Raw genomic sequence first — 12,116 nt, 5'->3', positions numbered from 1 at the left:
GCCCTCCGCGCCGGCCGACCCCGCCGCCGTGCCGACCGACGCCGCGGTCCCGCCTGCCGCGCCGACCATCGTGCCGACCGACGCCGCTGTCCCCACCGGTGCCGCGGTGCCCACCGACGCGGCCGTCCCCAGCGGCGCCCCGGTACCCAGCGGTGCCGCCGAGCCCGCGGTCGAGCCGACCGACGGCTCCGACCTGGCCCAGCTCACCCCCGACGTGCTCGCCGAGTTCGAGGCGCTCGTCTGCGTCGACCCGGCCGACCCCACCACCGTCACCCGCGTGGAGCAGGGCGAGCCGGACCGCCCGCTCGTCGTCTGCTCCGTCGACGGCTTCGAGAAGTACGTCCTGGGCCCCGTCGAGGTCGAGGGCGAGCGCATCGCCGACGCCCAGTGGGGCTTCGGCCAGAGCCAGACCGGCGTCTCCAACGGCCAGCCCGTCGTCAACCTCGAGTTCGACGGCCAGGGCACGCGCGAGTTCACCGACATCAGCCGCCGGCTCTTCGGCCTCACCGGAGACCAGAACCGGTTCGGCATCGTCCTGGACGGCCTCGTCATCTCCGCCCCGACGATGAACGGGATCATCGCCGACGGCCGTCCGCAGATCTCGGGCAACTTCACGCAGGACTCGGCGGAGTCGCTGGCCAACCAGCTGAAGTTCGGCGCCCTCCCGCTGTCGTTCACCGTGGAGTCGACCGACAGCGTCTCGGCGACGCTCGGCACCGAGCAGCTGCGGATCGGCCTCATCGCCGGCCTCGTCGGCCTGCTGCTGGTCGTCGGCTACTCGCTGCTTCAGTACCGGGCGCTCGGCCTGGTCACCGTGGCCTCGCTCCTCGTCGTCGGCGTCATCACCTACGGGGTGCTGCTGCTGCTCAGCTGGCGGCAGGGCTACCGGCTGAGCCTGCCCGGTGTCGCCGGCCTCATCGTCGCCATCGGCATCACCGCCGACTCCTTCATCATCTACTTCGAGCGCGTGCGCGACGAGATCCGCGACGGCCGCAGCCTGGAGGTCGCCGTCGAGCGGGGCTGGGAGCGCGCCCGGCGCACGATCCTCGCCTCGGACGCCGTCTCGTTCCTCGCCGCGGTGGTCCTCTACCTGCTCGCCGTCGGCGGCGTGCGCGGGTTCGCCTTCACCCTCGGCGTGACGACGGTCATCGACCTCATCATCGTGTTCCTGTTCACCAAGCCGCTGGTGACGCTGCTCGCCCGGACCCGGTTCTTCGCCGACGGGCACAGGCTCTCCGGCTTCGACCCGGAGCACCTGGGCTCCGTGGTCGCCCGGCGCGCCGTCCGCAGCGGCTCGGTCCCCGGCCGCACCGCCGCTGCCACCGGCACGGGCACCGGCACCACCCTCGCCGAGCGCAAGCGCGCCGCGGCACGCGCCGACGAAGGGGCAGTCCTGTGAACATCGACCAGTGGGGCAACCGGCTCTACACGGGCGAGCGCTCCTACGACTTCGTCGGCCGCCGTCGCACCTGGTACGCCATCGCCGGCGCCGTCATCCTCGTGAGCCTGCTCGCGCTGCTGCTGCGCGGCTTCAACCTGGGCATCGACTTCACCGGCGGGGCCGAGTTCCGCGTCGCCGGCGTCCAGGGCGAGGTCAGCACCATCGAGGGCGAGGAGGCCGTCCAGGAGGTCCTCGGCGAGAGCGAGGTCCAGGCCGCCGTCGTCGGCGGCGACACCCTGCGGATCCGCACCGGCGAGGTGTCGACCGAGCAGAGCGGCGAGGTCGCCGCGAACCTGGCCGAGGCCTACGACGTCGAGACCTCGGACGTGAGTGCCAGCTTCATCGGCCCGCAGTGGGGCCAGGACGTCAGCCAGCGCTCGCTGCAGGCCCTGGTGGTGTTCCTCGTCCTGGTCGGCGTCGTCATCTCGCTGTACTTCCGCACCTGGAAGATGGCCGTGGCGGCGCTCGTCGCGCTGCTGCACGACGTCGTCATCACCGTCGGCCTCTACGCGCTCATCGGGCTCGAGGTCACCCCGGCGACCGTCATCGGCTTCCTCACCATCCTCGGCTACTCGCTCTACGACACCGTCGTCGTCTTCGACAAGGTCCGCGAGAACACCGAGGAGGCCCTCGACACCCAGGCCTCCACCTACGCCGAGGCGGCGAACCTCGCCGTCAACCAGACGCTGGTCCGCTCCATCAACACCAGCATCGTCGCGCTGCTGCCCGTCGGGGCCATCCTCGTCGTGTCCGCGCTGCTGCTCGGCGTCGGGACGCTCGTGGACCTCAGCCTCGCCCTGTTCATCGGCATCGCCTTCGGCACGTACTCCTCGATCTTCATCGCGACCCCGCTGCTCGTGCAGCTGCGGGAGCGCGAGCCGGGGATCAAGGCGCTGGAGAAGAAGGTGCTCGCCGCGCGCGCCGACCGTCCGGTGCGCAGCGGCGGGGGCTCGGGCCGCGCCGGCCGGACCGCCACCGCGGGCGGCACCGGCGGCTCGCGGTCCGGCAGCTCGGTGCTCGTCGCCGACGCGCCCGGGCACGACGGGGACGTCCCGGAGGGCACCGACGACGACCTGCTCTACGACCGGTCCACGCTCGCCGAGCGGCAGGTCAAGCGGGTCCAGCCCAAGCGGCCGCCGCGCAGCCGCCGCTGACGCCCGCCCCCCGGACGGCCCGTCAGCCCTGCTGCGGCCGCTCCGGGGGGAGCTCGTCGACGAAGAGGCCGGCCCGGCGGTAGTGCCGGGACCGGTTGGCCACCCGCGCCACCATGTGCGCGGAGACCGGTGCGGTCAGCAGCTGGAAGACCGCGGCGAGGACGAGCAGCCACACGTCCGGGGAGTCGCGCAGCCGCAGCGCGGCGCCCGACAGGCACAGCAGGATGCCGAGCACCTGGGGCTTGGTGGCCGCGTGCATCCGTGACAGCACGTCCGGTAACCGGAGCACGCCGACTGCCGCCGCGAGCGCGAGCGAGGCCCCGAGCAGCAGCAGCACCGCGGACAGCCCGTCCAGGACGGTCGCGGCGCTCACGGGTCCCGCCTGCCGACCATGCGGGCGACGGCGACCGAGCCGACGAAGCCGAGCAGGGTGCCGATGAGCAGCACCGGCGTGATGGAGGAGTCGACGCGGGCCGCGGCCAGCGCCGCGAGGCTGCACAGCGTGAGGGCCAGCAGCATGTCGGTGGCCACCACCCGGTCCAGGGTCGTGGGGCCGCGCAGCAGCCGCAGCACCGTCACGAGGACGGCGGCGGCCAGCATGACCGCGACGAGAGGGACGACGAGGCTCACGCGCGGCTCCGGGGCGGCTGGTCGAGCAGGGCGATGTCCTCGGGCGTGCCGAGCGCGCGGACGACCTGCGCCTCGACCTGGAGGACGCGGGCACGGAACGCCTCGACCGCGGCGTCGTCCCCGGCGTCGAGCACGTGGGCGTACAGCAGGCCGAGGTCCGGGCGCACCTCGATGACGACCGACCCGGGCACCAGGGACAGCGCCTCGGTGAGCACGGTGAGGTGGAGCTCGGAGGAGCTGCGCACCGGGCACGCCACGACCGAGCTCACGGGGAGCCGACCGGGACGGACGCCGAGCCAGGCCACCTGCGCGCTGGCGGTGACCAGGTCGACGAGGAACCGGCCGAGGAACACCAGCGCCGCCCCGGGGTGCACCCGCCCGCCGACGTGGGTGTCGGGGAGCGGGAAGACGCGGGTGACGACGAGCGCGAGCAGCAGGCCGTTGAGCAGGTTGCCGGCCGAGAACGTCCCCCACAGCAGCACCCAGAGCAGGGCGAGGAGCACGACGACCGTGGCGGAGGTCAGCAGCCGGCGGCGGCGGGAGGTCGTCATGGTGCCGTCCTCGCGCCGGGGGTGCCGGGCTCAGGCGGGAGCCCGACCTCGCCGCCGGACAGCCCTGCCTCGCCCTCGACGAGCACGGCGGTGACGTAGACCGACGGCCGGACCAGGTCCGCCGCCGCGGTCGCCGTGAGGGCGGTGAGCGGGCCCGCGAACACCGTGAGGCCCAGGGTGACGGCGACCAGGCCGATCGTCGCCCCCCACATCGACCGCGACGCGGGCAGGGTCTCCGCGGCGCGCGGCGCGGTCGTCACCCGGGTGCTGCCGGCGTCGCTGTCGGCGACGTCCGTGAGGACGGTCGCCGTGCGCGCGGCGGAGCTGCCCGTCCGCGGGGCACCGTCGCCCGCGTCGGCGCCGGGGTCGGCCGGCGGCACAGCGTCCAGCGGGCGCCAGAACGCCTTGCCCCACACCTTGGCCACCGCGTAGAGCGTGAGCAGGCTCGTCAGGGCGGCACCGGCGACGGCGGTCCAGGCGAGCGGGCCGCCGTCCGCGACGCCCGCCTGCAGCAGGACGGCCTTGCCGAGGAAGCCCGACAGCGGGGGGATCCCGCCGAGGTTCATCGCGGGGACGAAGAACAGCACGGCCAGGGCGGGGGCGGTGGTGGCCAGCCCGCCGAGGCGGAGCAGGCTCGTGGACCCGGCGCGCCGCTCGACCAGGCCGACGACGAGGAACAGGGCGGTCTGGATGAGGATGTGGTGCCCGACGTAGTACAGCGCCCCCGCCAGGCCCTGCTCGCTGCCCAGCCCCACCCCGAAGACCATGTACCCGATGTGGCTGACCAGGGTGAAGGACAGCAGCCGCTTGATGTCGCTCTGGGCGATGGCGCCGAGCGCGCCGACCACCATGGTGGCCACCGCCGCCACGAGCAGCAGCGTGCGCTGGGAGTCCTCGGTGAAGAGCAGCGTCTCCGTGCGGACGACGGCGTAGACGCCGACCTTGGTGAGCAGCCCCGCGAACACGGCGGTGACGGGTGCCGCGGCGGTGGGGTAGCTGTCCGGGAGCCAGGCCGACAGGGGGAACACCGCGGCCTTGATGCCGAACGCCAGCAGCAGGACGAGGTGGACGACGACCTGGACGTCGGCGGGGACCTCGGCCATCCGCAGCGACACCTGCGCCATGTTGAGCGTCCCCGTCACGGCGTAGACCAGCGCGATGCCGACGAGGAACAGGAACGAGGAGATGAGGCTCACCACGACGTAGGTGATGCCGGCCTGGACCCGGGCCGCGGTGCCGCCGAGGGTGAGCAGGACGTAGCTCGCCGCCAGCAGCACCTCGAAGCCGACGTAGAGGTTGAACAGGTCGCCGGCGAGGAACGCGTTGGCCACGCCCGCAGCCAGCACGAGGTAGGTCGGGTGGAAGATCGACACCGGTGTCCCGCTGCGGTCGCCGTCGGTGACGCCCTCGCCGACGGCGTAGACGAGGACCCCGAGCAGCACGGTCGCCGAGACGACGAGCATGAGGACCGACAGCCGGTCGGCCACCAGCGAGATGCCCACGCCCGGGGCCCAGCGCCCCACCTCGAGGGACTCCGGGCCGTCCCGGTCGACGAGCACGACGAGGGACACCGCGGCGGCGAGCGCGACGGTGAGCGAGGCCAGGCTGACGACCCGCTGGCCGCGGGGGCGGCGCCCGAGCACGAGGGCCAGGCCGGCGCCCAGCAGCGGCACGAGCACGGGCAGCGGCAGGAGGACGGCGATCACCGGTCACCACCTGCCTGGGGGTCGTCCCCGTAGTCGTCGGGGTCGCTGCCGGAACGGGCGTCCTCGTCGTGGCGCAGCGCGGCCAGGCGGACGTCCTCCACGTCGTCGCGGACGTCCTCCCGCTCGTCGAGGGCCCAGGACCGGTAGGTGAGCGCGAGGAAGAACGAGGCCACGCCCAGCGTGATGACGATCGCGGTGAGGATGAGCGCCTGCGGCAGCGGGTCGCTCATCTCCTCGACCGGCGTGGTGCCGTACAGCGGCGGGCCGCCGGCCGGGCCGGACACCGACAGGACGAGGACGTTGATCCCGTTGCTGACGAGCAGCACCCCGAGCAGGACGCGCGTCAGGCTCCGGTCGAGGACCAGGTAGACCCCGGCGGAGAACAGCACGGCGACGAGCAGCAGGTAGACCGCGTTCGCGCTCATGCCTCGGCCTCCTGCCGGTCGAGCTCGGCGCCCAGGCTGCGCAGCACGTCGAGGACGAGCCCGACCACGACCAGGTAGACGCCCATGTCGAACACCAGGGACGTGACGATCTTGACGTCGCCGTACACGGGCATCCGGAACTCGACGATGGCGGTCTGGAGCACGTCCGCCCCGACGAGCAGCCCGAGGACCCCCGTGCCGCCGGCGAGGACCAGGCCGCCGCCCAGCAGCAGGCCGGCGTCCACGGGCGCGGCCTCGCCGAGCTCGTAGCGCCCGCCCGCGAGGTAGCGGACGACCAGCGCGAGCCCGGCGACGAGGCCCCCCGCGAAGCCGCCGCCCGGCACGTTGTGCCCGGCGAACAGCAGGTAGAGCGACACGAACAGGATGGGGTGGAACAGCAGCCGGGCGACCACGTCGAGCACCACCGAGCGCTCCCCGGCGGGCAGCAGCTCGCTGCCCCGCAACCACGCCCCGCTCTCGCTGCGGGCCGCGCGCCGGGCACGGCCGCGCTCGGTCGCCGACGCCGACGCCTGGCCGACGTTCTCGGGCCGGCCGGTGCGGCGGTCGAGGAAGACGAGGCTCGCGACGCCCGTCGCGGCGACGACGAGGACGGCGACCTCGAGCATGGTGTCCCAGGCGCGGATGTCGACGAGGGTGACGTTGACGACGTTCTTGCCGCCGCCGAAGTCGTACGCGCCCTGGGGGAAGGCCTCGCTGACCCGCGACGGCGCGCCCGCGCCGACCGCCGTGGCTGCCAGGCCGGCCATGAGCAGGCCCACCGGGACGGCGACGGCCACCCGGAGCAGGCGCAGCCGCACCGTGTGCCGCTGCGTGATGGTCTTGGGCAGGCGGCGCAGGACGAGCACGAAGACGACGAGCGTGAGGCTCTCGGCGAGGAACTGCGTGAGCGCCAGGTCCGGGGCGCCGTGCAGGGCGAAGAGGACGCCGACGCCGTAGCCGCTGACGCCGACGACCAGCACCGCGGTGAGCCGCTGGCGCAGCCGCACGGCGGCCAGCGCGCACGCGACGACGACGACGGCGACGACGGCCTGCAGCGGGGTGTCCCAGGCGCGCAGGCTCCACGTGCTCGACGTGCCCATCAGCGCCGCGCCGGGCAGCACGAGCAGCACCGCCATGATCACGCCGATGTAGCGGGGGAGCGACCCGGTCTGGGTGGCGGCCGTCACCGCGCCGGCGAACCGGTCGAGGGCCCGCATGGAGCGCCGGTAGGCCATGTCCGCGTCGCCGTGGCCGCCGACGGCGGCCTGGGCCGCGGCGACCCGGCGGCGCTGGAGGAAGGCGAGCACGCCCAGCGCGATGGCGGCCAGCGACAGCAGCAGCACCGGGCTCGGGCCGTGCCAGAGGGCCAGCTCGTACGTGCCCTCGTAGCGGGCGGGCAGCAGGTCGGCGTGGCGGACGAGCGGGCCGTCGAGCAGGGGCACCGCGACGCCGACGGCGAGCGTCGCCGCGGCGAGCAGGGCGGGCGGCACCAGGAGCGCGGGGCCGAGGCCGTGACCGGCGTCGACCGGCACGCGCAGCGCGTGGTCGTCGACCCGCTCGTCCGCCCGCCGGTAGAAGGCGCCCCAGGCGAACCGGGCGCTGTAGGCCACCGTGAGCGCGGACCCGACGGCCACGGCGGCGACGGCGGCCGCAGCGGCCAGGGGCGGCAGGGTCCCCGGCAGCAGCAGCGACTCGTAGGCGGCCTCCTTGCCGACGAAGGCGCCGAAGGGCGGCACGGCGGCCATGCCGGCGGCGGCCACGGTCCCCACCGCGGCCAGCACGGGCATCCGCCGGCCCAGGCCGCTGAGGCTCCGGATGTCCCGGGTGCCCGTGGCGTGGTCGACCGCCCCGACGACCAGGAAGCACGCGGCCTTGAAGGTGGCGTGGGCCAGCAGCAGGGCGAGGCCGCCGAGCATGGCCTCCCGGGTGCCGAGCCCGACGAGCACCGTGAGCAGGCCGAGCTGGCTGACGGTGCCGAAGGCCAGCAGCAGCTTGAGGTCGGTCTGCCGCACCGCGCGCCAGGCCCCCAGGACGAGGGTGAGCAGGCCCAGGGTGACGACGAGCGGCCGCCACGGCGCGACCTCGGCGAAGCCGGGCGCGAGCCGCGCGACGAGGTACACCCCGGCCTTGACCATGGCGGCCGCATGGAGGAAGGCGCTCACCGGGGTGGGGGCGGCCATCGCGGCAGGGAGCCAGAAGTGCAGCGGGAACAGCGCCGACTTGCTCAGCGCCCCGACGAGGACGAGCACGACAGCGACGTCGACGACGGTGCCCGACGGCGGGTCGGCGACCAGCGACGACAGCTCGTAGCTGCCGGTCTCGCCGAGCACGACGAGCCCCACGAGCATCGCCAGGCCGCCCGCCGTGGTGACGACCAGCGCCTGCATGGCCGCCCGCCTGCTCGCCTTCTGCCGGGCGTCCTCGCCGATGAGCAGGTACGAGAAAACGGTCGTCAGCTCCCAGAACACGAAGAGCAGCAGGACGTTGTCGGCGAGCACCAGGCCCACCATCACCCCGGTGAAGGCGACGAGGTTGCCCGTGAGCGGCGCGAGGCCGCGGTGGCCGCGCCCCAGGTAGCGCGAGCTGTAGACCATGACGAGCGTGCCCACGGCGGTGACGACGAGAGCCATGAGCCACGACAGGGCGTCCAGCCGCAGGACGACGTCCAGGTGCAGCTGCGGCGCCCAGGCGTACCGCTCGACCCGCTCGTCCGGGCCCTGGACCGCCAGCCAGAGCGCCGAGGCACCCGGCACGAGCGCCAGCAGGAGGAGGGCGTCGCGGTCCAGCCGGCGGACGAGGGCAGGCGCGAGGCAGGCGGCGAGCAGGTGCACGAGCACGACCACCAGCACGCGTCGGCCTCCCGGTGTCTGGGGCGGGTGTCGACCGGCGTGGCCGAGGACAGGGCAGGGGTGCCGCGCACCGCGGCACCCGGGCGGCGCGCTCCCCGGCCGGCCGGCCGGGCGGCACCGCCAGGGACAGGTTACCAAGGGTCACCGGCGTGGACGGGTGCCGAGCGGTGGCCGCGGTCCGCCTAGACTTGCGGGAGGAGGGGACGTGGACGCAGCGACTGGTCGGAGCACCGATGACGTGCGCCTCGCCGCCCCTGCCGGTGCAGCCGGCCCCCCGGGCGCCGCGGGCAGCACTGCCACGGGCAGCGCCGCGACCGGCACGGCCGGCGCCGTGGCCACGACCCCTCCTGCCGGCACCGCGGTCGCCGTGCCCGACACCGCCCCGGGGGCCGTCCCGCCCAGCGGCACCGGGCGGCTGCTGTCGCGCTGGGCTCGCCGCGCCGGCACGGCCCGGGTGCAGGTCAGCCCCATCCTCGAGCCGCTGCTGGTCACCGTGCGTGCGGCCGACCCCAAGGCCGACACGTCCCTGCTCGAGCGGGCCTACGCCGTGGCCGAGCGGGCGCACGAGGGCCAGGTCCGCAAGAGCGGCGACCCGTACATCACCCACCCCGTCGCGGTGGCCACCATCCTCGCCGAGCTGGGGATGCCGACCTCGACGCTGGCGGCCGCGCTGCTCCACGACACCGTCGAGGACACCGACTACGACCTGGAGCACCTGCGGGCGGACTTCGGCGACGAGATCGCGCTGCTCGTCGACGGCGTCACCAAGCTCGACAAGGTCACCTACGGCGACGCCGCCCAGGCCGAGACGGTCCGCAAGATGGTCGTGGCGATGGCGCGCGACATCCGCGTGCTCGTCATCAAGCTCGCCGACCGGCTCCACAACGCCCGCACGTGGAAGTTCGTCTCCGCCGGGTCGGCGCAGAAGAAGGCCCGCGAGACCCTGGAGATCTACGCCCCGCTGGCCCACCGGCTGGGCATGAACACCATCAAGTGGGAGCTGGAGGACCTGTCCTTCGCTGCTCTCTACCCCAAGGTGTACGACGAGATCGTCCGCCTGGTCGCCGAGCGGGCCCCCGCGCGCGAGGAGTACCTGGTCAAGGTCCGCGAGCAGATCGCCGGCGACCTGCGCGAGGCCAAGATCCGGGCGAGCGTCACGGGACGGCCCAAGCACTACTACTCGATCTACCAGAAGATGATCGTGCGGGGCCGGGACTTCGCCGACATCTACGACCTCGTGGCCGCCCGGGTGCTCGTGGACACCCTGCGCGACTGCTACGCCGTGCTCGGCGCGCTGCACGCCCGCTGGACCCCCGTGCCGGGGCGGTTCAAGGACTACATCGCGATGCCCAAGTTCAACATGTACCAGTCGCTGCACACGACGGTGATCGGGCCGGGCGGCAAACCCGTCGAGGTCCAGATCCGCACCTTCGAGATGCACCGTCGCGCGGAGTACGGCGTCGCGGCGCACTGGAAGTACAAGGGCGGCGGCGGGGGCAAGGAGAAGCGCTCCGGCGTCGTGGCCAACGGCGCGCTCGCCGACCCCAGCGACATGTCGTGGCTGCGCCAGCTGCTGGACTGGCAGGCCGAGACCGGCGACCCCGAGGAGTTCCTCGACGGGCTGCGGTTCGAGGTGGCGGCCCAGGAGGTCTTCGTCTTCACCCCGCGCGGGGACGTCATGTCGCTGCCCGCCGGTGCCACCCCGGTCGACTTCGCCTACGCCGTCCACACCGAGGTCGGGCACCGCTGCATGGGGGCCCGCGTCAACGGGCGCCTGGTGCCGCTGGAGAGCACCCTCCAGAACGGCGACGTCGTCGAGATCTTCACCTCCAAGGCGGCCGGTGCGGGCCCGAGCCGCGACTGGGCGGCGTTCGTGGCCTCCCCCCGGGCGCGGAACAAGATCCGCCAGTGGTTCTCCAAGGAGCGCCGCGAGGAGGCCGTCGAGGCCGGCCGCGACTCCCTGGCCCGGGTGCTGCGCAAGCAGAACCTGCCGATCCAGCGGGTCCTGTCGCACGAGGTGCTCGTCGCGCTGGCGCAGGAGATGCGCTTCACCGACGTCTCGGGCCTGTACGCGGCGGTCGGCGAGGGCCACGTCAGCGCCCAGTCCGTGGTGCAGAAGCTCGTCGCCGCGCTCGGCGGGGCCGACGGCACCGAGGAGGACCTGGCCGAGGTCACCACACCGAGCCGGCGGGTCGCCCGGCCCCGGTTCAACGAGTCCGGGGTGGTCGTCAAGGGCGCCGACGACGTGTGGGTCAAGCTGGCCCGCTGCTGCACCCCCGTGCCGGGCGACGAGATCCTCGGGTTCGTCACCAAGGGACAGGGCGTGTCGGTGCACCGCACGGACTGCGGCAACATCGCCACCCTGCGCCGGGAGCCCGAGCGGATGCTCGAGGTCGAGTGGGTGCCGACGGCGAGCAGCGTGTTCCTCGTCCAGATCCAGGTCGAGGCGCTGGACCGCAGCAGGCTGCTGTCCGACGTCACCAAGGCCCTGTCGGACCACCACGTGAGCATCCTGTCCGCGTCGGTGTCGACGTCCGACCAGCGGGTGGCGCTGTCGAAGTTCACCTTCGAGATGGGCGACCCGCAGCACCTGGACCACGTGCTCAACGCCGTGCGCCGGGTCGAGGGCGTCTTCGACGTCTACCGCGTCACCTCCGGCGTCCAGCGGGACGTCGCCGCCGACTAGCACCGCCGGGCTCCCCGCCGGCGCGCGGCCGTGCACGGGCTCGTCCCGGCTCGCGCGGCCGGGCCCGGACGACGGCGGTCGGGCCCGGACGACGGGCGCTCACGCAGCCGCGCCGAGGGAGGCGAGCAGCGCGAGCGCGTCGGCGGTGCCCGGCGGGGCGGGGGATCCGGCCGGGGTCGCGGCCCGGAGCAGGTGGGCGACCTCCTCGAGGTCCACGGAGGCCGAGAGGGTCAGCGCCTCCACGCACCGGCGGGCCGGCCCGACGGGGAGCAGCCGGGAGCACTCCGCGGCGGTGGTCGTCGGGGTGGTGACGGCCGTGCCGCCGACCACGGTCCATGCGGCGCCGGCCCACCAGCGGGCGCGCCGCACCGGCAGCGCCCGGTCTGGTGACGGCCGCGGGCCCGGGACCGGCGGGGCGGACGGTGCCGGGGCCAGGTCGACCCGGGCGGGGCGCAGCGACGGGTCGCCGGTCCACAGCCAGGCCGCGCTGGCCCGGACCACGCCCCCGTGCGCCGGCGCCAGCAGCAGCGCGAGCGCGCGTGCGCGGTGCTCCGGCGTCACCTGCGGGGCGACGACGAGGACGTCACCCAGGACGTGACGGGCGGCCTGCGGCTCGGCGCCCGGGGGCAGGCAGAGCTCGCCGGCGCGGACGAGCGGCGGCGGCGGGCAGCGGT

General features: G+C 74.4%; 10 protein-coding genes. 3 read left to right on the top strand and 7 right to left on the bottom strand.

The features are described from left to right. Both secD and secF read left to right on the top strand, forming a co-directional pair. On the top strand, positions 1–1,399 hold a 1,399-nt coding region (gene secD / locus WCS02_RS11815; protein ID WP_340293317.1), incomplete at its 5' end, for a protein translocase subunit SecD. Next, positions 1,396–2,595: a protein translocase subunit SecF gene (secF, locus tag WCS02_RS11810; RefSeq protein WP_340293315.1), complete on the top strand. Its 1,200-nt coding sequence runs from the start codon at positions 1,396–1,398 to the stop codon at positions 2,593–2,595. The genes secD and secF, both read left to right, overlap by 4 nt. A gap of 22 nt (positions 2,596–2,617) precedes the next feature. Here the strand turns inward: secF and mnhG are convergent, their stop codons facing one another. Genes mnhG through WCS02_RS11780 form a run of 6 tightly spaced genes read right to left on the bottom strand, consistent with a single transcriptional unit; the run spans position 2,618 to position 8,756 of the window. Beyond that, positions 2,618–2,968, bottom strand: coding sequence for a monovalent cation/H(+) antiporter subunit G (gene mnhG, locus WCS02_RS11805; protein ID WP_340293313.1), 351 nt, complete (start codon positions 2,966–2,968; stop codon positions 2,618–2,620). Further along, positions 2,965–3,225, bottom strand: a complete 261-nt coding sequence (locus WCS02_RS11800) for a monovalent cation/H+ antiporter complex subunit F (protein WP_340293311.1) — start codon at positions 3,223–3,225, stop codon at positions 2,965–2,967. The genes mnhG and WCS02_RS11800 overlap by 4 nt, the downstream gene beginning before the upstream one ends. Then, a complete protein-coding gene (locus WCS02_RS11795) occupies positions 3,222–3,776 on the bottom strand; it encodes a Na+/H+ antiporter subunit E (protein WP_340293309.1) in 555 nt (184 codons plus the stop codon). The genes WCS02_RS11800 and WCS02_RS11795 overlap by 4 nt, the downstream gene beginning before the upstream one ends. Continuing rightward, positions 3,773–5,482: a Na+/H+ antiporter subunit D gene (locus WCS02_RS11790; RefSeq protein ID WP_376983724.1), complete on the bottom strand. Its 1,710-nt coding sequence runs from the start codon at positions 5,480–5,482 to the stop codon at positions 3,773–3,775. Before WCS02_RS11790 ends, WCS02_RS11795 begins: the two co-directional genes overlap by 4 nt. Next, positions 5,479–5,907, bottom strand: coding sequence for a Na(+)/H(+) antiporter subunit C (locus WCS02_RS11785; protein ID WP_340293307.1), 429 nt, complete (start codon positions 5,905–5,907; stop codon positions 5,479–5,481). The genes WCS02_RS11790 and WCS02_RS11785 overlap by 4 nt, the downstream gene beginning before the upstream one ends. Then, positions 5,904–8,756, bottom strand: a complete 2,853-nt coding sequence (locus tag WCS02_RS11780; RefSeq protein ID WP_340293305.1) for a Na+/H+ antiporter subunit A — start codon at positions 8,754–8,756, stop codon at positions 5,904–5,906. Before WCS02_RS11780 ends, WCS02_RS11785 begins: the two co-directional genes overlap by 4 nt. A 238-nt stretch (positions 8,757–8,994) precedes the next feature. Here WCS02_RS11780 and WCS02_RS11775 point away from each other — a divergent pair, with 238 nt between their 5' ends. Beyond that, on the top strand, positions 8,995–11,442 hold the full coding sequence (locus WCS02_RS11775) for a RelA/SpoT family protein (protein WP_376983737.1): 2,448 nt from the start codon (positions 8,995–8,997) through the stop codon (positions 11,440–11,442). A 99-nt stretch (positions 11,443–11,541) separates the two neighbouring features. Here WCS02_RS11775 and WCS02_RS11770 read toward each other — a convergent pair. Next, on the bottom strand, positions 11,542–12,116 hold a 575-nt coding region (locus WCS02_RS11770; protein WP_340293303.1), incomplete at its 5' end, for a hypothetical protein.

It is taken from the genome of Aquipuribacter hungaricus, assembly GCF_037860755.1.
In the GTDB taxonomy this organism is placed as follows: Bacteria; Actinomycetota; Actinomycetes; order Actinomycetales; family JBBAYJ01; genus Aquipuribacter; species Aquipuribacter hungaricus.
The sequence above is the reverse complement of the archived record's forward strand: the minus strand, read 5'-3'. Positions and strand labels throughout refer to the sequence as shown.

Excerpts from the sequence above, each read along its gene's own strand:
- WCS02_RS11795 (WP_340293309.1), bottom strand. The coding sequence starts at position 3,776 with ATGACGACCTCCCGCCGCCGCCGGCTGCTGACCTCCGCCACGGTCGTC.
- WCS02_RS11785 (WP_340293307.1), bottom strand. The coding sequence starts at position 5,907 with ATGAGCGCGAACGCGGTCTACCTGCTGCTCGTCGCCGTGCTGTTCTCC.